We start from the raw sequence: 21,773 nt of genomic DNA on the forward strand, positions 1-21,773 counted from the left end.
TCCACTGAAAGGAACCTTCGCCATGCAGATCGTCACACCTTACCTGTTGTTTTTGGGTGACGTTCCCGACGCCCTCGCGGCGAAGACGGCGCTCGGCATCGTCGACTGGCGCCCGGAGTGGTGCATCGGCCAGTTGCGCCTTCCCGGCTGCAAGGCCGATGCCGGCGTCCCGGACCTCGGCATCGCCGAGGCGAAGGCAGCCGGGGTGCGCACCATGATCGTCGGCGCGGTGAATGCCGGCGGCGTGCTGCCGGATCACTGGATCGCCTCGATCGTCGAGGCGCTCGAAGCCGGTCTCGACGTGGCGAGCGGCCTGCACACGAAGCTCGGCGACATCCCGGCGATCCGCGAGGCGGCCGAGCGCAACGGCGCGACGCTCTTCGACGTGCGCCATTCGAGCGAGCGATTCCCGACCGGCAAGGGCACGAAGCGATCCGGCAAGCGTCTGCTCACGGTCGGCACGGACTGTTCGGTCGGCAAGAAATACACCGCCCTCGCGCTCGAAGCGGCGATGCGCGAGGCCGGCTTCAGCGCCGATTTCCGCGCGACGGGCCAGACCGGCGTGTTCATTTCCGGGCGCGGCGTCGCCATCGACGCGGTGGTGGCCGACTTCATCTCCGGCGCCGTCGAATGGCTGTCGCCGGCCGCCGACGCCGATCACTGGGACCTCGTCGAGGGTCAGGGCTCGCTGTTCCATCCCTCCTTCGCCGGCGTCTCGCTCGGCCTGCTGCATGGCGCGCAGCCGGATGCCTTCGTGGTCTGCCACGAGCCGACGCGCACGCGGATGCGCGGCGTGCAGCATCCCCTGCCCTCGATCGAGGATGTGATCGACCTCACCGTTCGCTGCGGCAGCCTCACCAATCCCGACATTCGCTGCGTCGGCATCGCGATCAACACCGCGGCGCTCGACGACGCCGCCGCGACGGCTCTGCTGGCCGAGACCGCCGGGCGCCTGTCGCTTCCCGCCGTCGACCCGATCCGCACCGGCGTCGCGCCGATCGTCGCCGAGATCGGCCGCGTCTTCGGCAAGGCGGGCTGAGCGATGGCGCTGCGCAAGCTCTCCGTCGCCATCGAGCGCTGGCCGATCGCCGGCAGCTTCGTCATCTCGCGCGGGTCGCGGACGGAGGCGACGGTGGTCGTGGCGACCATCGAGGAGGACGGGCATGTCGGCCGGGGCGAATGCGTGCCCTATGCCCGCTACGGCGAGACCGTCGAAGGCGTCGCCGAGACGATCCGCACGCAGGGATTCGCGATCGCCGGCGGTATCGACCGGGAGGGGCTGCTCGCCACGCTGCCCGGCGGGGCGGCGCGCAATGCGATCGATTGCGCCCTTTGGGATCTCGAGGCCAAGCTTTCGGGGATCTCCGTCGCCGAGAGGCTCGGTCTCGCCTCGCCGCACGCGCTGGAGACGGCCTATACGCTCAGTCTCGGCACGCCGGAGAGCATGGAGGAGGCGGCCCGGGCCGCCGCCGGACGTCCGCTGCTCAAGGTGAAGCTCGGCGGCGAGGGCGACGATGCGCGCATCGCCGCAGTGCGGCGCGGCGCTCCGAAGTCGCGGCTCATCGCCGACGCCAACGAGGGCTGGCCCGTCGAGCAGTTCGACCGGCTAATGCGGGCCTGCGCCGCCGCCGGCGTCGAACTGATCGAACAGCCACTGCCGGTCGGCGCCGACGACATCCTGCGCTATGTCGATCGCACGGTTCCGATCTGCGCCGACGAGAGCCTGCACGAGGCGGCGGACTGCGCGCTGCTCGCCGACCGCTATGACGCGGTCAACATCAAGCTCGAAAAGACGGGCGGCCTGACCGGGGCGCTTGGCGTCGTCCGCGCGGCACGCGCCCAGAATCTCGCGGTCATGGTCGGCTGCATGGTCGGGACCTCGCTCGCCATGGCGCCGGCCGTGCTGCTTGCGCAGGACGCCGACTATGTCGATCTCGACGGTCCGCTCCTCCTGGCGCGTGACCGCGAGCCGGGCCTCGACTATCGCGGCAGCCGCGTCAGCCCGCCCTCGCCCGCGCTCTGGGGCTGAAGCACGAGGCGGTCGAAAAGGAGGATGGCCGCCGCCAGCGCCGCGAAAGCTGACATCGCCCAGAATCCATTGACGCCGAAATGCTCGTAGAGCGGCCCGGCCATCAGCGTCGTCAGCGCCATCAGCACGCCCGCCGCCACCATGCAGAGCCCCTGCGCCGAGGCCGTCATCTCCTCCGGCACGGATCGCGCGATGGCGAGCTGCATGCCGACGAAACTGGCGCCGAAGGTGAAGGCGTGCAGCAACTGGAGGACGAGATTGGCGGCGAGGCTGGCCGCGAAGGGCAGCAGCGTCCAGCGCAGCACGGCCGCGAGCGCGCCGATCAGGATCAGTGTGTGCGGATGGAGGCGCAGCAGCCGGCTGGACACGGCGAACATGACGATCTCGGCGATGACGCCGGCCGCCCAGAGCAGGCCGATCTGGGAACCCGAGAAGCCGAGGGTCTGCCACTCGATGGTGCCGAAGGAATAGAACAGGCCATGGCTCGCCTGGATGAGGCCGGTCGACGAGGCGACGACGAGGAATTGCGGGCTGAGCAGGATCGCGCGGGCCGAGCGTCGGACCGGACGCGCGGCATCGTCGGCGGCGCGCTCGGCCGGCGGCGTCACCGGCAGGGCGAAGGCGGCGGCGAGGCAGACGACGAAACCGGCAGTGATCATCGGGGCGAGGATCGGCGCGCCGAACCAGCCGAACACGACACCGGCGGCGACGCTCACCACGACGAAACTGATCGAGCCCCAGACGCGCATGCGCCCATAATCGACACCGAAGCGCCGGACACCGGTCAGCGCCAGGGCGTCTGCCGCCGGCTGGTTGAGCTGCCAGGCCGTGACCGCGAGCCCCGTCAGGAGCAGGACGAGCGGGATCGGAGACACGAAGATCGCGGGCACGAAGAAGCACAGCCCGAGAATGGAAAAGAAGATGATCGCCAGGCGGCGGTTGGGGGCGCGGTCGGCCAGCCAGCTTCCGGCGGGAGAGGCGACGATCCGCGCGGCGAGCGGAAAGGCGAGGCAGGCGGCGATCTCCACCGCCGAGAAGCCCCGCTCGCGCAGCCAGACCGGCAGGAACGGCACGGTGACGCCGCTCACCATGAAGGAGGCCGCATAGAAGGCGGACATGCGAACCCTGAAAAGGGGCGGCGCGGCGGTCATTCAGGGAACCTGACAATCTTTGTGGCGGAACGACTCGGCGGCGATCCGCGGCGTTGAAGCGTATCAAGCAGCAGGGCAAGCCGCCATGGCGACGGCGCCGTCAAGGGGCCGAAAGCGCCCTCGCGAGCATCGGCTCGTCGATATTGCCGCCGGAGAGCACGGCGACCACAGTCCGTCCGCCGACCGCGAAACGGCCGGAGAGCAGCGCGGCGAGCGCCACCGCCCCGCCGGGTTCGACCACGAGCTTCAGCGTACGAACCGCGAAGGCAACCGCCGCGAGCGCCTCCGCGTCGCTCACGGTCAGCGCGCCGGCGGCGAGGCGGCTGTTGATGGTGAAGCCCCGCCTGCCGGGCGCCGGCGCCATCAGCGCGTCGCAGACCGAACCGGAGAGGCGCTCGTTGCGCAGGATCGTTCCCGCCTCCAGCGAGCGGCCATAGTCGTCGAACCCTTCCGGCTCCACGAGATGGACAGCCGCGGCCGGCATGCGTTCGCTCAGCGCCAGTGCGATGCCCGACGAAAGACCGCCGCCGCCGCAGGGCACCAGCACGGCATCGGCGACCTCGCCGCGCGCCGCCAGCGCGGCGGCGATCTCGAGACCGACCGTCCCCTGCCCGGCGATCACGGCAGGATCGTCGTAGGGATGAACGAGCCGCGCCCCGGTCCGCTCCATGATCTCGGCGGCGATCGCCTCGCGATCGTCCTCGGCGCGGCGATAGGTGACGACCGCGGCGCCGAGGCGGCGCGTGCCCTCCAGCTTCGCGGCCGGCGCATCCTCCGGCATGACGATCGTCGCCGCGACGCCGAACAGCCGCGCCGCCGCCGCGACGCCCTGCGCATGATTGCCCGAGGAGACCGCGACGACACCGCGGCTCCGCTCCGCTGCGTCCATCGCGGCGAGCGCGTTGTAGGCGCCGCGGAACTTGAACGAGCCGGTGCGCTGAAGCGTCTCCGCCTTGAGATAGACGCGGCCACCGACGGCCGCATCCAGCGCCGGCGAGGAGAGCAAGGGCGTCGCGAGGGCCTTGCCGGCGATCCGCCCCGCCGCGGCCTCGATATCGTCGATGGTGATCATGCCGCCGGGCTACCAGTCCGCGGGACCGTGAGCAATCCCGATCAAGCGGGGCGCGGTGAAGTGACTAGGATGCGTGACCGAAGGCGGGGACGGGACGGATGGACACGGTCAAGCGGGCACTCTGGCATATCGAACGCTGCATCGGCGAACAGCCGACGCTCGATCGCATCGCCGCCGCCATCGGCCTCTCCCGGTTCCATCTTTCGCGGATCTTCGTGGAGGCGACCGGCCGCTCATTCTCCGGGCATGTGCGGGGCCGCCGCCTCAGCGAGGCGGCACGGCAGCTGGCGGATGGCGCACCGAACATTATGACGGTGGCGCTCGATGCCGGCTACGGCTCGCATGAAGCCTTCTCCCGCGCCTTCAAGGACCAGTTCGGCCTGACGCCCGAAAGCCTTCGGCTCAGGGCGGATCTTTCCTCCCTCACGCTCGTGGAGCCCATCCCGATGCCCGACACGCCCATCGCCATCGAAGACCCCGAGATCCGCAGCGTCGATACGCTGCTGCTGGCTGGCTTGCGCCAGTTCTTCACCTATGAGGAACGCGCGGGTATTCCGCTGCTCTGGCAGCGCTTCGGGCCGCATATCGACCATGTGCCGGACCAGATTCCCGGCGATGCCTATGGCGTCTGCATCCGCTCCGACGATGAACGCACCGACGGCTTCGACTATCTCGCCGCCGTGCCGGTCTCCTCGCTCGACCGGCTTGGCGAAGGGCTCGTCGGCGTGCGTATCCCGCCGCTGCGCTTCGCCGTGTTCCAGCATCGCGATCACGTCTCGACCATCGGCGCGACCTGCGCCGCGGCCGGCGACTGGCTTGGCCGCGAGCGGCGCGCGCATCCGGCGAGCACGATCCTGATGGTCGAATATTACGGGCTGGACTTCGATCCCGTGACCGGCCTCGGCGGATGCGAGGTCTGGGTGCCGGTACGCGACTGAACTCGCCCGGTCGAGCGCGTCGGCCGCGGCGCGCGATGCACGGCCGTCACATTGTCGAGAAACTGCCGCGTGGCCGACTGCCAGGAGTTCTGCAGCGCCACCTCGCGGCAGCGTTCGCGCGAGATCGACAGCGCCGCGATCGCCGCTGTCCGGAGATCGTTGTCGAGCACGCCGGCGCCCGAATTGCCGACGACGTCGCGCGGGCCGGCGACCGGATAGGCCGCGACAGGCAGGCCGGAGGCCATCGCCTCCAGCATCACCACGCCGAACGTGTCGGTGCGGCTGGGGAAGACGAAGCAGTCGGCGGCGGAATAGATGTCCGCGAGCTCGGACCCGACGCGCGTTCCGAGGAAGGCCACCTCGGGATGGGCGCGGCGCAGCGTCTCGAGTTCGGGGCCGTCGCCGACCACCACCTTGCTGCCGGGGAGGTCGAGAGCGAGGAAGGCGCCGATGTTCTTCTCGACCGCGACGCGGCCGACATAGAGATAGATCGGGCGAGGTAGATCGAGCACGGCCGGATTGCGGCCCGGCCGGAAGAGATCGGCGTCGACGCCGCGCGACCAGCGCATCAGGTTGCGGAACCCCCGCTCCTGAAGCTCGAGCTCGATCGAGCGGGTCGAGACCATGCAGCCGGCGCCGGCATTGTGGAAACCGCGCAGCATGGCATAGCTCCAGCCGACCGGGATCGGCAGCCGCGCGGCGAGATATTCCGGGAAGCGCGTATGATAGCTGGTCGTGAACAGGCGCCGGTTGCGCAGGCACCAGCGCCGCACGGCGAAGCCGATCGGCCCTTCCGTCGCGATGTGGACATGGTCGGGGTCGATCGCGTCGAGCCGTCGGCCGATGCTGCCTGGCAGGGCCACCGTCAGGCGGATCTCCGGATAGGTCGGGCACGGCACGGTGGCGAAGCCGTCCGGCGTCAGCATGACCGGCTCGACGCCGAATTCCGGCAGATGACGGGCGAGGCGTTCCAGCGTCCGCACGACCCCGTTGATCTGCGGGTGCCAGGCGTCGCTCGCGATGAGGAGCCGGCTCATGCCGCTACCTGATCGACCTTCGCGTCATTGTCCACGACGACCGCCGCATCCTTCGCGATCGTCGACCAGCGCAGGATCTCGAGCCGTCCGTCGTGATGCTCGGCGATGGCGGTGCAACTCTCCACCCAGTCGCCGGTGTTGATGTAGCGGATGCCGAACTGGTCGTGCAGCGCGGCATGGTGGATGTGGCCGCAGACGACCCCGTCGGCGCCGACCCGCTTCGCCTCGCTCACCAGCGCCTTCTCGAAGGCGCCGATGAAGCTGACCGCGTTCTTGACCTTGAGCTTCGCCCAGGCCGACAGCGACCAGTAGTCAAACCCGAGTTTTCGTCGAATTTTATTGAGAATTGTATTGAGACCGAGCGCCAGAACATACGCGCCGTCCCCCAGGAAGGCGAGCCAGCGCGCGTGGCGCACGACCACGTCGAACTGATCGCCATGGATGACGAGCAGCCGTTTCCCGTCCGCCGTCTCGTGGACGATGCTGTCGACCACCTCGATGCCGCCGAGCTGCGTGCCGAGATAATCGCGGAGGAATTCGTCATGGTTGCCAGGCAGATAGACGAGCCGGGCGCCCTTGCGGCCCTTGCGCAGCAGCTTCTGCACCACGTCGTTGTGCGACTGCGGCCAGTACCAGCTCTTCTTGAGACGCCATCCATCGACGATGTCGCCGACAAGGAAGATCGTCTCGGCGTCGTGGTATTTCAGGAAGTCGAGCAGAAGATCGACCTGGCTGCCACGCGTGCCGAGGTGAATATCCGACAGAAACAACGTCCGCAGATGACGGGGAGCAACCGCGATCGACATGATCTTGATTCGTCCTCGGCCGATGAAGAATTAGAGATCGCTTAGCGGATGCGAACAACAGATTTGTGACGCAGCGGCCAGGCCGTCCGGCGGAACGCCCTAAACGAGGGTCGGCAACATGCTTACAACGAGCAGGACCGCCATGGCCACGTTGAAGATCGTCACATGGCGTTCGCTCGACAACACCCGCGCGATCACCGTGCCGAACAGGCACCAGACCACCGTCGACGTGATCGCGGTGAGAAAGAACGCCACCGCGAGACGTCCGGCGGCGACCAGCGGCGGATCGCCGGGAAGCACGTAGAGCGCCGTCGCCCCCACCGCCATGATCCAGGCCTTCGGATTGACCCACTGGAAAAGCGCGGCCGAAAGGAAACTCATGGGCCGGCCGACCTTCACGCCCGCGGCATCGACCCGCCCCGCCCGGGCAAGCTTGACGGCGAGCCAGCAGAGATAGGCGAAGGCCACCCAGGTCAGGACGCGATGCAGCATGGGCTCGGCGAGCAAGAAGCCTCCCAGCCCGAGCGCCACCGCGAGCACCATCACCGGAAAGCCGAAACTGATGCCGAGGCAATGCGGGATCGAGCGGACGAAACCGAAATTCGCGCCCGAAATCATCAGCATCATGTTGTTGGGCCCGGGGGTGAACGCCGTGACCGCGGCAAAGCCGAGAATGGCCAGCCAGGTATCGAGATGCGTCTGCAAGCGGGCCTCCGGCGGAACACTCCGGCCTCATCGCCCTCCGGAGCCGGTCTTCGTTCGCATGGCGCCGTCTCGCGGTCAACGAAGGGAATGAGCGCCCATCTGTTCCGCCAGGGCAACAATCCATTGCTGAATGAACGCTTCACGCCGCTTGCATCCCCCCAGACGCTCGCCCATGATCGCCGCCGCCAACACGGAGAATAACGATGAAACTCCTACGCTTCGGCGCCGCGAGCGCGGAGAAGCCGGGCCTTCTCGACAAGGACGGCACGATCCGCGACCTCTCGGGCGTCGTCTCGGACATTACCCCGGAAACGCTCAAGAACGGTGCGATCGCCAAGATCGCCGCGATCGATCCCGCCACGCTTCCCGCCGTCGAGGCCGGCGTGCGCCTCGGCCCGATCGTCAACGGCGTCAGGAACTTCATCGCGGTCGGCCTCAACTATGTCGACCATGCGCATGAGACGGGCTCGCCGATCCCCTCCGAGCCGATCCTGTTCAACAAGGCGCCGAACTGCATCGTCGGCCCCAACGACACCGTCATCATCCCGAAGAACTCGCAGAAGACCGACTGGGAAGTCGAACTCGCGATCGTGATCGGCAAGACGGCGAGCTATATCAGCGAAGCCGAGGCGATCGACCACATCGCCGGCTATGCCGTCTGCCACGACGTGTCCGAGCGTCATTTCCAGACCGAGCGCGGCGGCCAGTGGATGAAGGGCAAGGGCTCGCCCACCTTCGGACCGCTCGGCCCGTGGCTGGTCACGCCGGACGAGGTCGCCGATGTGCAGAACCTCGACATGTTCCTCGACCTCAACGGCACGCGCGTCCAGACCGGCAACACGAAGACCATGATCTTCGGCGTCGCCCATCTGGTGTCCTATATCAGCCAGTTCCTGCAGCTCGATCCCGGCGACGTGATCACCACCGGCACGCCGCCCGGCGTCGGCATGGGCATGAAGCCGCCAAAGTTCCTGAAGGACGGAGATCAGGTCCGCCTCGGCATCGCCGGCCTCGGCGAGCAGCAGCAGACCTTCCGCGCCTGGTCGGCCTGACCGGCGCAGACCGCGCGAGCAAAAGCCCGCCGCTCCGGCAGATCCCGGGGCGGCGGGCATTCTCGTGCAGGCGCTCAGGCGCCGCGGAAGCGCCAGGCGGGAACGCCGGCGACGAAGGAACGGCCGACGAAGACACTGCCCGTCAGCGGATAGCGCGCCAGTTCTTCCGCGGTGCGGCCGTCGCGATTGCTGGTCACGAAGAGAGTGCGCCCATCCGGGCCGCCGAAGCAGGGCATGCTGATCGAGGCCGGGATTTCGAAGCTCTCGACGAGCTGGCCTTCTGCCGACCAGCGGTTCAGCTTGCCAGCCGAGATTCCAGCGCTCCAGTAATAGCCGTAGACGTCCGTCGCGCCGCCGTCCGGCCGTCCTATGGCGTCGTCCGGCTCGGCGATGCGCGTGCGATCCGAGATCGCGCCGGTATCGGGATCAAAGGTCCAGCGGTCGATCCAGACGCCACGCGTGTCGGTATGGAACATGGTGCGGCCGTCGGCCGTCCAGGCGAGGCCGTTCGAGGCCTTGATGCCGTCGACCTTCACCTCGACATTTCCCGACGCATCGATGCGATAGAGCACGGCGATCGCCGCCTTGTCGGGCGCATTGTTGATGCCTCCGACCCAGAAGGCGCCGTCCGGCCCGACCTTGCCGTCATTGAGGCGCACGGTCGGCAGGTCGGCCCCGACGGTCGCAAGCGTCGTCCGCTCGCCGGTCGCGGGGTCGAAGAGGATGATGCTGTCCTTGAGCGCCACGACGAAACGGCCGCTTTCGCAAAGGCCGTATGAGGCGACGATCTCCGGAAAGCGCCAGATATGCTCCTCGCCCGACTTCAGGTCGACGGCATGGATCTCGCCATCGAGGATGTTGCAGAAAAGAAGCCGGTCGGTGCGGTCGTCATAGACAGGGCATTCCGCCAGCCTGTGCAGCGTCGGGATGAGAGGTTCGAGGCCGAGGTCGTGCATGGGTCGCGTCTCCGAAAGGCAGGGGGCGACCATGGCATGAAGCGGCGAGATCGTCGATGCGCGCCGATGGTTGACGCCGGTGCGCAAGGCGGACGACAAAGGACGCCAACACGGGGACGAACGCATGAAGACCGATGTCGTCGAGCCGATCGATCTCGCCCGCTCGGTGATCAGCGTCCCGCCCTTGCCGCGCGGCGCCGACGGCACGCTCGACCGCGAGGAGACGCAGAAGCTCGTCGACCATCTCGCGGCCGGCGGCGTCTCGACCTTCCTCTTTGGCGGCAATGCCAATCTCTACAATATGAGCTTTCGCGAGTTCGGCCCCTTCCTCGATCTCATCGAGGATGTGACGCCGGAGGATGGCTGGGCGATTCCCTCGGTCGGCGCCGACTTCGGCAAGGCAACCGACCAGATCGACATGCTGCGCGAGCGCGGTTTTCCGACAGCGATGCTGCTGCCGGCCTCCTCGGCTGCGACACCGGCCGGTGTCGCCACCGGCATCCGCCGCCTTGCCGACCGATACGGTCGTCCCCTCATCGCCTATGTCCGCGCCGACGGCTATCTGGCGCCGCGCGACCTCGCGGCGCTGTTCGACGACGGCGCGGTCGCGGCGCTGAAATATGCGATCGTGCGGTCGGACCCCGCCGAGGATCCGGCGCTCACGGCGATGCTCGACGCCGCCGGTTCGGCGGAGCGGATCGTCAGCGGCATCGGCGAGCGGCCGGTCATCGCCCATCTCGGCGGTTTCGGGCTGAAGAGCTTCACCTCCGGCTCCGTGTGCATTGCGCCGCATCTCTCCACCGCCATCCTGCACGCGATGAAGGGTGGCGACATCAACGCGGCCTCGCTGCTGCGCGAGCACTTCCTGCCGCTCGAAGATCTGCGCGACGCGTATTCCCCGATCCGCGTGCTGCACGAGGCCGTCCGTCTCGCGCGTATCGCCGACACGGGGCCGCTGTCGCCCTTCCTCGCCAATATCGAGGATCCGGGTACGCTGGACGAGATCGAGCGCGCTGCCTGCCGGCTGCGCGACACGACCTTCGGCTGACATCTCTTCTGCACCGCAGCAGATTATATCGATTTTATACTGCGGCTGCACAGACATCCTGCGCCGCCATCGAGCCTGCGGCGCCATGGATTAGTGAAATCGTCCTACAATTTCGTCCCGAAATTCGGCAGAAGTCGCCTCAGCTGGGCGTTGCGGCTGCGCAAACCCTTCAATATGCTGCCTCAACTCGGATCGCCCAAGAAAATCCGGGGTATCTTTCGGGAGGAAAAGAATGACCAGGCTCATGAAGACGCTCGCGCTCGGCGCGGCGGTCTCACTCGTCGGCACCTATGCCTATGCGCAGTCGGGAACGCTGGACAAGGCGGTCGGCGGCTACACGTTCGAGGACGCCTCCAAGGAGGCAGCCGGCACGAAGGACTTCCATTCCAAGGACGGCAAGCTCACCTTTGCCATCATCACCCACACCGCCGGCAACGGCTTCTTCGATCCGACCTATGTCGGCGCCCAGGTCGCCGCCAACGCATTCGGCATCAACCTGATCAAGCTGGGATCGGAAGCGCCGGTCGACGACATTCCGCGCGAGATCGAAATCCTCAACCAGGTCATCAACGACCCGACCATCGACGGCATCATCATGACGACGCCGCAGTCCGGCGCCTATGACGACATCGTCAAGAAGGCCTTCGCCAACGGGATTCCCGTCGCGACGACCAACTCCTTCGATCCGAAGCTCGCCAACCGCTCGCAGATCAGCCATACCGGCCAGCAGTCGGCGGCCGCTGCGATCGGCGGCGAGGCGCTCGCCAAATGCGTGCTCGACTCCGGCGCCAAGGGCGGCTCGATCATCTTCCCGTCGACCACCACGCTCGGCAACGAAGAGGTGAACCGCCGCGTCACCGCCGCCTTCGAGGCGACCGTGAAGGCGCTGAACGACGCCGGCCGGCTGAACGACTTCAAGGTCGACGCCGGACCCGAGAACATCGGCATCGACGTCAACAAGGACGACATCGTCAACTCGATCGTCTCGCTCATCGAGTCGCGCGGCGACGTTGTCGGCGGCTTCGCGGCCAACGGCTTCGTGACGCCCGCCCTCGGCGACGCCGTCGCGCAGTTGAAGCTCAACGGCAAGGTCTGCGCCTTCGGCTTCGACCTCGGACCGAAGCAGCAGGAACAGATCCGCACCGGCGCGCTCTCCGGCTCGCTCGGCCAGCAGCCGTTCCTGCAGGGCTTCTGGCCCGTCGCGCAGCTCTATCTCCAGATCGACCGTGGCATCTCGTCCGCCAATCTCGACACGAGCGCCCAGCTCGTGACGAAGGATACGGTCGACCTGGTCGGCAAGCGCTTCGAGAACTGAGCAAAGACCGGCGCGCGCTGCGCGAGCAGCCGCGCCGGTCATTCCCGCTCCACACGACATCTCTGCCGTCCTGGTCGCCCGTCACGGTCGCCCGCGCGGCCATGACAGGCGGCGCCCTGCCGGACGAGCCGGCCGGCGCCGCGAACCACCTGCATTTCCCACGAGCCAGAGCCCGCGATGACGGCGATCAGCACCGCCCCTCCCCTCCGCAGACGCCTGCCCTTCGAGCTGATCGGCGGCTGGGAGATCGGCCTCCTCGCCTTCATGGTGCTGCTCTATGCAGCCGGCGTTGCGATCAACCCCAAGTTTTTCGGCCAGACCGACGCCTTCTCGGCCATCCTGCGCGATACGGCCCGCTTCGGCGTCATGGCCGCCGGGATGACTTTCGTCATCGTCAACAAGGATCTCGACCTCTCTGTCGGATCGACCTTCGGCCTCGTCGCGACGATCTTTTCGATCGCCTTCTCCAAGTCCTATTTCGATCTCGGCATCGTCGCATCGCTCACGGCGGCGGTCATCACGGGCGTGCTGGTCGGCCTCGTCAACGGCGTGTTCGTCACCGTCCTGCGGGTGCCGGCCTTCATCACCACGCTCACCATGCTGTTCATCGGCCGTGGCCTCGTGCTCGGCCTGACCGGCGGCAAGACGATCTCCTACAGCGAGAAGGCAACGAGCGACGGCGCCTGGTTCTTCTCCATCGGCGAGACCAACGCGCTCGGCTTCAACAACCAGATCCTGATCTTCATCCTCGTCACCGTGGTCGGCATGTTTGCGCTGGCCAAGACGAGCTGGGGCTACGAGACTTACGCCACCGGCGGCAACGAGCTCGCCGCGACCTATGCCGGCATCCCGACGCGCCGGGTGCGCATGCGCGGCTATGTCCTCTCCGCCCTCTCCGCGACGCTGGCCGGCCTCATGAGCGTCGCGCAGGACAAGGGCATCACCTCGCAATATGGCCAGGGCGCCGAACTCATCGTGATCGCGGCCGTGATCGTCGGCGGCGCCTCGATCCTCGGCGGCCGTGGTCGCCTGCTCGGCGGCGCGCTCGGCGCCATCCTCGTCACGCTGATCGACAAGGTGCTCCGCGAGGGCATCCCGATGACGCGCGTGGTCAAGGTTGGCGACGTCGAGATGAAGGTGCAGGGCATGGCACAGCTGCCGCCCGGCGCCGTTCCAGCCTTTCTCGGACTTATCCTTCTGCTCTCGGTGCTCATCGAGCCGTGGATCATCCGCCGCAACGTCTTTCCGCGCCTCTTCGCGCGGCTGATGGGACGGCCGCTGCCGCCGGTCGTCGAAGTCGGCGGTGTTGCCATCGAAGGCGCGCAGACCAAGGGCTCGTCGGCTCATGACCGCTCGCTGAAGGCTCGCGGGCCGTTCGGCCGCTTCCTGGCGCGCCGCGATGCGGCGGCGATCATCCTCGCCGTGGCGCTCTGGTGCGTCGGACTCTATCTGCGGCCCGACTTCTGGGGCTCGATCGACAATTCCTTCAACCTGATGCTGTCCTTCACCGAGGTCGGGTTGCTGGCCATCGGCATGACCTATGTCATTGCCAATGGCGACATCGACCTCTCGGTCGGCTCGGTGCTCGCCCTGTCGGCCGCCACCTGCGCCTTCCTCATGAAGCAGCTCGGCTTCGACCCGGCGACTGCGGTCTTCCTGGCCCTCGTGGCGGGCGCGGCGGCCGGCGTCGTCAACGCGCTGCTCACGGTCGGCTTCGGCCTGCCGGCCTTCGTCGCGACGCTCGGCATGTTCTACATGGCACGCGGCATCGGCGCCTGGTTGACCGCCGGCCGCCAGCTTTCCTCCTTCCCCGAGGGCTTCAACCTGCTCGGCCGCAAGCTGATCGACGCGCTGACCTATTTCGGCGTGGCCCCGGCGCGAGGGAGCCTTGCCTACGACCTCGCGGCGGCACTCAGCGTGCAGACGATCTTCATGATCGCGGTCGCGGTCATCGCCGGCCTCGTTCTGGGCAAGACTCCGTTCGGCCAGATGATCTATGCGACCGGCGGCAACCGCCGCGCCGCGGAATATGCCGGCATCGACACCGGCCGCGTGCGGGCGATCAGCCTCGTCTTCTCGGCCCTCTGTGCCGCCTGCGCCGGCGTCATCTATGTCGCCTTCCTGCGCTCGTTCAATCCGTCGGCCGGCCAGCTTCGCGAACTCGACGCGATCGCGGCGGTGATCATCGGCGGCGGCTCGATCTTCGGCGGCTACGGCACGGTGATCGGGGCGCTGGCAGGCGCGGCAGTGATCGCGCTGATCCGCGCCCTGCTTTCGCTGCAGCTGATCCTCGGCAACGGCCAGTCCTTCGTGATGCCGCAGCACTGGGTCAACGTCTTCATCGGCCTGATCCTCATGGTCGCCGTGGTCGGCGATGTCTGGATCCGGCAAGGCAATATCGGCGCGGCGATCCGCCGCCGCCTCGGCGGGCGCCGAAGCGCCGCGCCCCGCACAGCCTCCTGACGAGGGAGTTCCCCATGACCAAGAGCCCCGCCATGTCCTCCGGTCCCGCCACACCGCTGCTCATCGAGATGCGCAACATCTCGAAGGCTTTCGGCCCCGTCCAGGCGCTGCGCGACGTCAATCTCCGCCTGGCGCCGGGCGAAATCCTCGGCCTCGTCGGCGACAACTCGGCCGGCAAGTCGACGCTGATGAAGGTGATGACCGGCGCCTATCAGCGCGATTCCGGCGATGTGCTGGTCGACGGGCGGCCGACGCATTTCAAGAGCCCCCATGAAAGCCGCGTTGACGGCATCGAGATGATCTATCAGGACTTCGCGCTCTGCGGAAACATGGACATCGCGCAGAACATCTTCCTCGGGCGCTGGCCGCGCCGCGGCCTCTTCGTCGATCGGAAGCGCATGTATGCCGAGGCCGAGGAGGTGCTGAAGCGCCTCAAGGTCGATGTGAACTCGGTGTTCCAGAAGGTCGAGAGCCTGTCGGGCGGGCGCCAGCAATCGGTTGCCATCGCACGCGCCATCTCGTTCAACCCGCGCGTGGTCGTACTCGACGAGCCGACCGCCAATCTCTCGGTCATGGCGACGGAACGGCTGCTGGAGACGATGGCCGAGCTGAAGCGCCACGGCGTCGCGCAGATCATAATCTCGCACCGGCTGACCGACATCTTCGATGTCGGCGACCGGATTATGGTGATGAAGCGCGGCCAGGCCGTCGGCGACCGCTATATCCGCCACACCGACGAGGCCGAGGTGCTGGAGCTCATCGTCTCCGGCACGCCGGAAACCGCGTTGACAGCCGACCAGGCGCTCGCAGCCAAGGCAGCCTAGACGGCGAGCAAGGCCCTCATCCCGGCCCTTGCCCAAGGGAGAAGGGAGCGTCGCGAGTTGCCTCCGCTCATTTCACGCGTACCGGAAAATTCCTCCGGGAAGCCCGACCAATTGCCGGCCTAACCCCTCTCCCGTTGGAGAGGGTTGGGCGAGGACAGTCCGGCTCCATAAATGACGGCGGACGCAAACGTCGCCTCCCGTCAGCCCTTCAGCCGTTCCAGAGCCGCCGCGAACTTGGCGACCAGGGCCTCAGCCTCGGCGAGGCGCTCGCGCTGTTCCTCGATCACCTCTTCCGGCGCCTTGCTGACGAACTGCTCGTTGCCAAGCTTGGCGTTGATCTTGGCGATCTCCTTCTCGGCCTTGTCGCGCTCCTTCGTCAGGCGGGCGCGCTCGGCATCGAGATCGATGACGCCCGCGAGCGGCAGCGCGATCGTCGCCTCGCCGACCACGGTCTGCACGGCTCCCTTCGGCGCGGCGTCGGCGACGGCGACCTCGGCGGCGCGGGCGAGGCGCTTGATCAGCGCGTCATGCGTCGCCAGCCTCTCGACCGTCGCAGGTGCGGCGCCGACCACGGCGAGCGGGACCATCGCACCCGGCGGCACGTTGATCTCAGAGCGGACCGAGCGCACCGCGGTGATCAGGTCGACCAGCCAATTGATTTCGCTAGCCGCGGCCTCGTCCTCGAAAGAAAGGCGCGGCCAGTCGGTCAGCACCAGCATTTCGTTGCGGCTGCCGGTCCGACCCCAGAGTTCCTCGGTGATGAAGGGCATGAAGGGGTGGAGAAGCGTGACGATCCGGTCAAAGGTCCAGCCGATCGCCGCGCGCGTCTCCGCCTTCGCCGCGTCCGAACCCTCGTTCAGGACCGGCTTCACCAGTTCCAGATACCAGTCACAGTAGGTGTTCCAGACGAAGCGGTAGAGCGCGTTGGCGGCGTCGTTGAAGCGATAGGCTTCGAGCGCCTCGGTGACGGCGCGCGCGGTGCGCGTCGTCTCGGTGGCGATCCAGCGGTTCAACTTCTCCTGCGCGGCCGACGGATCGAAGTCACCGCCGTGGACGGCGCCGTTCATCTCTGCGAAGCGGGCGGCGTTCCAGAGCTTTGTCGCGAAGTTGCGATAGCCCTCGACACGGCTCGTCGCCAGCTTGATGTCGCGGCCCTGCGCGGCCATCGCCGCCAGCGTGAAGCGAAGCGCATCGGCGCCGTACTGGTCGATGAGGCCGAGCGGATCGATGACGTTGCCCTTCGACTTCGACATCTTGGCGCCGCGCTCGTCGCGGACGAGGGCGTGGATGTAGACGTCCTTGAAGGGCTCGACCGGCGTGCCGTTCTCGTCCTTCATGAAGTGCAGACCCATCATCATCATCCGGGCGACCCAGAAGAAGATGATGTCGAAGCCCGTAATGAGCACGCTGGTCGGGTAGTAGCGGGCGAGTTCCGCCGTCTCGTCCGGCCAGCCGAGCGTCGAGAACGGCCACAGCGCTGACGAGAACCAGGTATCGAGCACGTCCTCGTCGCGAACGAGCGTCAGCTCCAGCGCCGTCGCCGCGTCGTCGAGTTCTCCGGGAACAGCGGCCGTACCGATGACAATCCGCTCGAGATTTGGCGCGATCGGGCCGGCGTCGTCGGTCGCGAACTTGTAGTAGCGATAGGCTTCGTCGCGAGCCTCGTCCTCGTTGGCCGCCACGAAGGTGGCGCCGTCGGGGCCGTACCAGGCCGGGATCTGATGGCCCCACCAGAGCTGGCGCGAGATGCACCAGGGCTGGATGTTCTCCATCCACTCGTAATAGGTCTTTTCCCAGTTCTTCGGGACGAAGTTGGTGCGGCCCTCGCGCACCGAGGCGATGGCCGGCGCGGCGAGCGTCTTTGCGTCGACATACCACTGGTCGGTCAGGAACGGCTCGATCGGCACGTTGCCGCGATCGCCATGCGGGACCATGTGCATGTGGTCCTCGACCTTGGCGAGATAGCCGCCCTCCTCCATCATCGCGACGACCGAGCGGCGCGCCGTGAAGCGGTCATGGCCTTCCAGTGCATCGATCAGCGCGGCCAGCGCCTCGCCCTTCGGCAGCCCCTCGAGGAACTCCGCATTGCCGGCGAGCGCGATATTCGCCTCGCGGTCGAGCACCGAGATCATCGGCAGGCTGTGCCGCTTGCCGACCTCGAAGTCGTTGAAGTCGTGCGCGGGCGTGATCTTGACCGCGCCCGAGCCCTTCTCCGGATCCGAATAGGTATCGGCGACGATCGGGATGCGGCGCCCGACGAGCGGCAGGATCACATGCTTACCGATCAGCGCCTGCCAGCGCTCGTCGTCGGGGTGAACCGCAACGGCGGTGTCGCCGAGCATCGTTTCCGGCCGCGTCGTCGCGACGACGATATAGCTGGCTTCGTCGGCGGGATCGAACGCACGCCCCTCGATCGGATAGCGGAAATGCCAGAGATGGCCCTTCGTCTCGATCTGGACCACTTCGAGGTCCGAGATCGCGGTGATCAGGGCCGGGTCCCAGTTGACGAGCCGCTTGTCCTTGTAGATCAGCCCGGCGCGGTGCAGCTCGACGAAGACCTTGACGACGGCGCGCGACAGCCCCTCGTCCATGGTGAAGCGCTCGCGCGACCAGTCCGCCGATGCGCCGAGGCGCTTCAGCTGGCCGATGATCGTACCGCCGGATTCGCCCTTCCAGGTCCAGACCTTCTCCAGGAACTTTTCGCGGCCGATGGCGCGGCGGCCCGGCTCCTGCCGCTCCATCATCTGCCGCTCGACGACCATCTGCGTGGCAATGCCGGCATGGTCGAGCCCGACCTGCCAGTGCACATCGCGTCCGCGCATGCGCTCGAAGCGCACCAGCACGTCCTGCAGCGTGTTGTTGAGGGCGTGCCCCATATGGAGCGAGCCGGTGACATTGGGCGGCGGAATGACGATGGAGAAAGGCTCGGCGCCTTCCTTCGCGCCGGCGCCGGCCTTGAAGGCGCCAGCCTGCTGCCACGCGTCATAGATGCGCGGCTCGACGGCGGCCGCGTCGTAGTTCTTGTCCAGCATGACCGTGTCCGGATGAGGGGTCGTTCGGTTGCTGGTAATCGGAGGAGCGCCCACGAGTCAACCGAACCGGGCCGCGATGGTGGCCCGCGCTCGCCGCGATGACAGCTCAGCGGCCGCGCGAGACGCGTTCGATCTCGTCGCGAACCAACCTTTCGACCAGCGGCGGCAGGTTGGTGTCGAGCCACGACTTGAGCATCGGTCGCAGCATGTCCTTGACCAGATCCTCGAGCGTGCGCGCCTGTCCGGAGAGCAGAGTATGGGCCAGATCGCCGAAAGACGCCGCGACGGCAGCGTCGGCGGTCGGCGAAAGGAGCTGACGGCCCGCGGGCACATCCTCGACCTGATCGCCGGCGTGCCGAGGCGCAGGCGCAAACTCGGCGGCGGCATCGCGCTCTGCCGGAGACGAACCGGCGCGTCCTGCCGGAGGAACCATCGGGCGCGGCTGGGTCTCGGTGCGAAGAGGCTCGAGACGCGGCGCGGGCCGAGACGGCGCATCGGGTCGAGGAGGAGCATCCGGCCGCGGCGGCATCTCGAGCCGGGGACGCGGAGCGGGCTCCGAGCCGCGAGCAGGCTCGGGCCTGGCAGATTCCGGCGCGTGCACCGGTTCCGGCCGTGGCGGATCCTGTCGGAGGAAAGAGGGGATCGGATCGTCCTCGATCGGCGCCCGCGCCCCGAACAGCGCATCGATCGCCTGGGTAGAGACACTCGGACCGGGCTTGCCGGCCGGAGGCAGCAGCGCGTCGTCGCCATCATCCGAGATGATGCGGCGGATGGAGGCGAGGATCTCCTCCATCGACGGCTCCTGAACCTGATTGACCTTGGCCATGGCCACCCGATGCCCCCGACGCCTACCATCCGAATCGCTTGATTCTCATGCGATTTCGCTGACGACGCTAGCGAATTCCGCCGGGTCCCGAAACGGCGGGGGCAGCGTTATGCACGAAGCAGACACGGCCGGAGCGCACGAAAAAACGCCGGCCAGGAGGCCGGCGTCGATCTCGACCCGTCGGGGCTCCCGTCCGGGTCAGCGGCCGTCCGGCGTGCGCAGGCCGAACCACTTGTCGCGAACGGCGTTGTAGTGCTGCTGCGGCTTGTAGGTCGCGACCTTGAGGCCGAGCTTGTCGGCGGAGAGCGAGCCGACCGACGACATGATCGAATAGGCGGCGACGATCACGCTGCGCTGGGCAAGGACGAGTGACTCGCGGGCCTGGATCAGCGTCTGCTGCTGCAAGAGGACGTCGAGCGTCGTGCGCTGACCGACCTTCTGCTCCTCGATGACGCCGTCGAGCGCAAGCTGTGCAGCCTTGACGCCGGCCTCGGCCGACACGACCGCGGCGCGCGCCGCCTCGAGTTGGCCCCAGCTGGTGCTGACCGCCGAACGGACCTGGTCACGGGTCCCATCGAGCTGGATGCGGCGCTGGCCTAGCGTTTCCTTCGCCTGACGTGCCTGCGAATAGACGACGCCGCCCTCATAGATCGGCACGACCAGGTTGGCGGTGACGGAGGCCGAGTTGCTCCAGACATTCTGCTGGGACTGCTCGTCCGCATGCGACACGCTGCCCTGCAGCGAGACGGTTGGCAGCAGCTGGCCTTCGATCGACTTCACGTTGAAGGCCGCCGTGTCGACATTGTACGACGCGGTGAGGATCGCCGGGTGGTTCTTGAGGCCGATCGACATCGCCGCATTCAGCGATTTCGGCAGCATCGCATTGTTGATCACCGGGGTCGCGAGGTTCCGCGGCGGCATGCCGATGACCTGAAGATAGGTCGCCTTGTTGGCGTTCAGGTTGGAAACCGCAACCTGGTAGTCGGTCTGGCCCTGGCTGAGGCTCGCCTCGGTCTGCGCCAGATCCGTCCTCGTACCCTCGCCTACCTTCAGGCGGTCGGTCGCGGCGCGCACCTGCTCCTGCAGGAAGACGATGTTCTGCTCGCGCAGCTGCAGGATCGCCTGAGCCTGAATGACGTTGGTGTAAGCGCCGACGGCGTCGAGGAACACGTCCTGCTCGGTCGACCGCAGCACCTCGCGCCCGGCGAGGACCGACGATTCGGCCTGCTTGACGTTGTTCTGGGTCTGGAAGCCGCGAAAGAGCGGCTGCTCGATCGTCAGGCCTACGGAGCGGGGCGTCAGCGCGACGCTGCTGCCTGTCGTATTGACGTTCGCGAAGCCGATGCCGGCAGTGCCGGTGACGACCGGACGATAGCCGGCGAGCGCCTGAGGAACGCCTTCATCGGTCGCACGAAGAGCGGCGCGCTGGGCATTCAGCGTCGGGTTGGTGTTGTAGGTGGAAGCAAGAGCGGCTGCGAGCGTATCCGCTCGAGCGGCTGCCGGTATGGCAGCCAGGAGGGCGACCAGAGCGACGGATGTCAGAGAGACCCTGGAAAACGGCACTATCAAACCTCGACGTTGCGAGGCGACGCCCCCCTACCGGACGTCCACCAGCGGACAAGACGCCGATAATTTACGCTGGCCCCGATGACGGTCAAATGGCACAGCCCAGAGATGCGTTGATAAACTGTATGCTGCGGCGCGAATGACACAGCTACCGATCGGCACAAATTGGCCGGCTGGTTACCAAGCGGTTGATAATGCAGGGATTCAGAAAACGAAGGCCTTGGGACGCGCAAATTCCGGCAACGGGCGCACATGGGTGTTGAAAGCCGGCCGACCGCTGACGGTACGACCCGAACGGGTGAATATGGTCGCCTTGCCGGCGAGACCGTTGGCCCCCACTACCGCAACGATTCGCCCGCCATCGGCGAGTTGGTCGGAAATGACGTCGGGCAGAAGCTCGATCGCCCCCTCGAACAGGATCACGTCATAGGGCGCACCGGCGGCATGGCCGGCGGCCAGCGGTCCGGCGACGATCGTCACATTGTCATGGCCGAGCCGCGCCAGCGTGGCCCTAGCCGTCTCCGCGAGCGCGGCATCGGGATCGACGCCGGTGACATGAGCCGCCAGCGTGGCGAGGATGGCTGTCGAGTAGCCCGAGGCCGGCCCGAGATCGAGCACCCGGTCGGTGGGCATGATCTGCGCGAGTTGCACGAGGCGAGCGAGCGGGCCCGGCTCCATCAGGTAGCGAGGCGCGCTCCCCGGGGCGGAGACAAGCAGATCCTCGTCGATATAGGCGAGCGGCTTCAGAGCGTCCGGCACGAATTCCTCGCGCGGGACCGCCGCGAAGGCGTCGAGGACGGGATATTCGGTGACGTCGACCGTGCGCACCTGGCAATCGACCATCGTGGCGCGCGCCTTGGCGTAGTCGACCATGATCGGAAACCCTCGTCCTGCTGTTTGGATGTCGTTCCTGATCCATACAAAGAGAGGGTTGTCGAGACAAGCGCGGAGAG

Annotated in this window: 18 protein-coding genes; 8 read left to right on the plus strand and 10 right to left on the minus strand. The window is 67.3% G+C overall.

Annotation, left to right across the window (positions count from 1 at the left end):
• The first annotated feature begins 22 nt into the window (after nucleotides 1–22).
• Together dgcN and dgcA are read left to right on the plus strand one after the other, a co-directional pair.
• On the plus strand, nucleotides 23–1,039 hold the full coding sequence (gene dgcN / locus QO015_RS05130; RefSeq protein ID WP_266281050.1) for an N-acetyltransferase DgcN: 1,017 nt from the start codon (nucleotides 23–25) through the stop codon (nucleotides 1,037–1,039).
• Between the two features lie 9 nt (nucleotides 1,040–1,048).
• Nucleotides 1,049–2,029 carry an N-acetyl-D-Glu racemase DgcA gene (gene dgcA, locus QO015_RS05135; RefSeq protein ID WP_266282454.1) on the plus strand — a complete coding sequence of 327 codons (981 nt, stop codon included), beginning with the start codon at nucleotides 1,049–1,051 and terminating at the stop codon, nucleotides 2,027–2,029.
• On the opposite strand, the gene QO015_RS05140 is transcribed toward dgcA, so the two are convergent.
• Nucleotides 1,981–3,147 carry an MFS transporter gene (locus QO015_RS05140; RefSeq protein WP_266281049.1) on the minus strand — a complete coding sequence of 389 codons (1,167 nt, stop codon included), beginning with the start codon at nucleotides 3,145–3,147 and terminating at the stop codon, nucleotides 1,981–1,983. The two genes, dgcA and QO015_RS05140, sit on opposite strands and share 49 nt — an antisense overlap.
• A gap of 133 nt (nucleotides 3,148–3,280) precedes the next feature.
• Complete coding sequence (locus tag QO015_RS05145; RefSeq protein ID WP_266281048.1) at nucleotides 3,281–4,252, minus strand: threonine ammonia-lyase; 972 nt, start codon at nucleotides 4,250–4,252, stop codon at nucleotides 3,281–3,283.
• A gap of 98 nt (nucleotides 4,253–4,350) precedes the next feature.
• On the opposite strand from QO015_RS05145, the gene QO015_RS05150 reads away from it, so the two are divergent.
• Nucleotides 4,351–5,190 (plus strand): AraC family transcriptional regulator, encoded by an 840-nt coding sequence (locus QO015_RS05150; protein ID WP_266281047.1) that lies wholly within the window; start codon nucleotides 4,351–4,353, stop codon nucleotides 5,188–5,190.
• On the opposite strand, the gene QO015_RS05155 is transcribed toward QO015_RS05150, so the two are convergent.
• From QO015_RS05155 to QO015_RS05165, 3 genes are all read right to left on the minus strand, one after another.
• Nucleotides 5,121–6,227 carry a glycosyltransferase family 4 protein gene (locus QO015_RS05155; protein ID WP_266281046.1) on the minus strand — a complete coding sequence of 369 codons (1,107 nt, stop codon included), beginning with the start codon at nucleotides 6,225–6,227 and terminating at the stop codon, nucleotides 5,121–5,123. The two genes, QO015_RS05150 and QO015_RS05155, sit on opposite strands and share 70 nt — an antisense overlap.
• On the minus strand, nucleotides 6,224–7,033 hold the full coding sequence (locus QO015_RS05160) for a UDP-2,3-diacylglucosamine diphosphatase (RefSeq protein ID WP_266281044.1): 810 nt from the start codon (nucleotides 7,031–7,033) through the stop codon (nucleotides 6,224–6,226). The genes QO015_RS05155 and QO015_RS05160 overlap by 4 nt, the downstream gene beginning before the upstream one ends.
• A 99-nt stretch (nucleotides 7,034–7,132) precedes the next feature.
• On the minus strand, nucleotides 7,133–7,738 hold the full coding sequence (locus QO015_RS05165) for a LysE family translocator (RefSeq protein ID WP_266281043.1): 606 nt from the start codon (nucleotides 7,736–7,738) through the stop codon (nucleotides 7,133–7,135).
• A gap of 203 nt (nucleotides 7,739–7,941) precedes the next feature.
• Between QO015_RS05165 and QO015_RS05170 the strand changes: the two genes are divergently transcribed.
• Entirely contained in the window at nucleotides 7,942–8,790 is an 849-nt protein-coding gene (locus QO015_RS05170) for a fumarylacetoacetate hydrolase family protein (RefSeq protein WP_266281042.1), read from the plus strand.
• Between the two features lie 74 nt (nucleotides 8,791–8,864).
• On the opposite strand, the gene QO015_RS05175 is transcribed toward QO015_RS05170, so the two are convergent.
• Nucleotides 8,865–9,746, minus strand: coding sequence for an SMP-30/gluconolactonase/LRE family protein (locus tag QO015_RS05175; RefSeq protein ID WP_266281041.1), 882 nt, complete (start codon nucleotides 9,744–9,746; stop codon nucleotides 8,865–8,867).
• A 124-nt stretch (nucleotides 9,747–9,870) separates the two neighbouring features.
• On the opposite strand from QO015_RS05175, the gene QO015_RS05180 reads away from it, so the two are divergent.
• The 4 genes from QO015_RS05180 (at nucleotide 9,871) to QO015_RS05195 (ending at nucleotide 15,396) form a co-directional block, all read left to right on the plus strand.
• Nucleotides 9,871–10,794, plus strand: a complete 924-nt coding sequence (locus QO015_RS05180) for a dihydrodipicolinate synthase family protein (RefSeq protein WP_266281040.1) — start codon at nucleotides 9,871–9,873, stop codon at nucleotides 10,792–10,794.
• Nucleotides 10,795–11,026: 232 nt separating this feature from the next.
• Entirely contained in the window at nucleotides 11,027–12,109 is a 1,083-nt protein-coding gene (locus tag QO015_RS05185; protein ID WP_266281039.1) for a substrate-binding domain-containing protein, read from the plus strand.
• 177 nt (nucleotides 12,110–12,286) lie between these two features.
• The gene (locus QO015_RS05190; protein ID WP_266281038.1) at nucleotides 12,287–14,572 is read left to right on the plus strand and encodes an ABC transporter permease; all 2,286 of its coding nucleotides are present in this window, start codon (nucleotides 12,287–12,289) and stop codon (nucleotides 14,570–14,572) included.
• 14 nt (nucleotides 14,573–14,586) lie between these two features.
• The gene (locus QO015_RS05195; protein ID WP_266281037.1) at nucleotides 14,587–15,396 is read left to right on the plus strand and encodes an ATP-binding cassette domain-containing protein; all 810 of its coding nucleotides are present in this window, start codon (nucleotides 14,587–14,589) and stop codon (nucleotides 15,394–15,396) included.
• Between the two features lie 200 nt (nucleotides 15,397–15,596).
• Here the strand turns inward: QO015_RS05195 and QO015_RS05200 are convergent, their stop codons facing one another.
• The 4 genes from QO015_RS05200 to QO015_RS05215 form a co-directional block, all read right to left on the minus strand.
• Nucleotides 15,597–18,428, minus strand: a complete 2,832-nt coding sequence (locus QO015_RS05200) for a valine--tRNA ligase (RefSeq protein ID WP_266281036.1) — start codon at nucleotides 18,426–18,428, stop codon at nucleotides 15,597–15,599.
• Between the two features lie 106 nt (nucleotides 18,429–18,534).
• A complete protein-coding gene (locus tag QO015_RS05205) occupies nucleotides 18,535–19,254 on the minus strand; it encodes a PopZ family protein (protein ID WP_266281035.1) in 720 nt (239 codons plus the stop codon).
• Nucleotides 19,255–19,452: 198 nt separating this feature from the next.
• The gene (locus tag QO015_RS05210) at nucleotides 19,453–20,817 is read right to left on the minus strand and encodes a TolC family outer membrane protein (RefSeq protein ID WP_266281034.1); all 1,365 of its coding nucleotides are present in this window, start codon (nucleotides 20,815–20,817) and stop codon (nucleotides 19,453–19,455) included.
• 207 nt (nucleotides 20,818–21,024) lie between these two features.
• The gene (locus QO015_RS05215; RefSeq protein ID WP_370877449.1) at nucleotides 21,025–21,696 is read right to left on the minus strand and encodes a protein-L-isoaspartate O-methyltransferase family protein; all 672 of its coding nucleotides are present in this window, start codon (nucleotides 21,694–21,696) and stop codon (nucleotides 21,025–21,027) included.
• Between the last annotated feature and the right edge of the window lie 77 nt (nucleotides 21,697–21,773).

Source organism: Kaistia geumhonensis, from assembly GCF_030815145.1.
GTDB lineage: Bacteria > Pseudomonadota > Alphaproteobacteria > Rhizobiales > Kaistiaceae > Kaistia > Kaistia geumhonensis.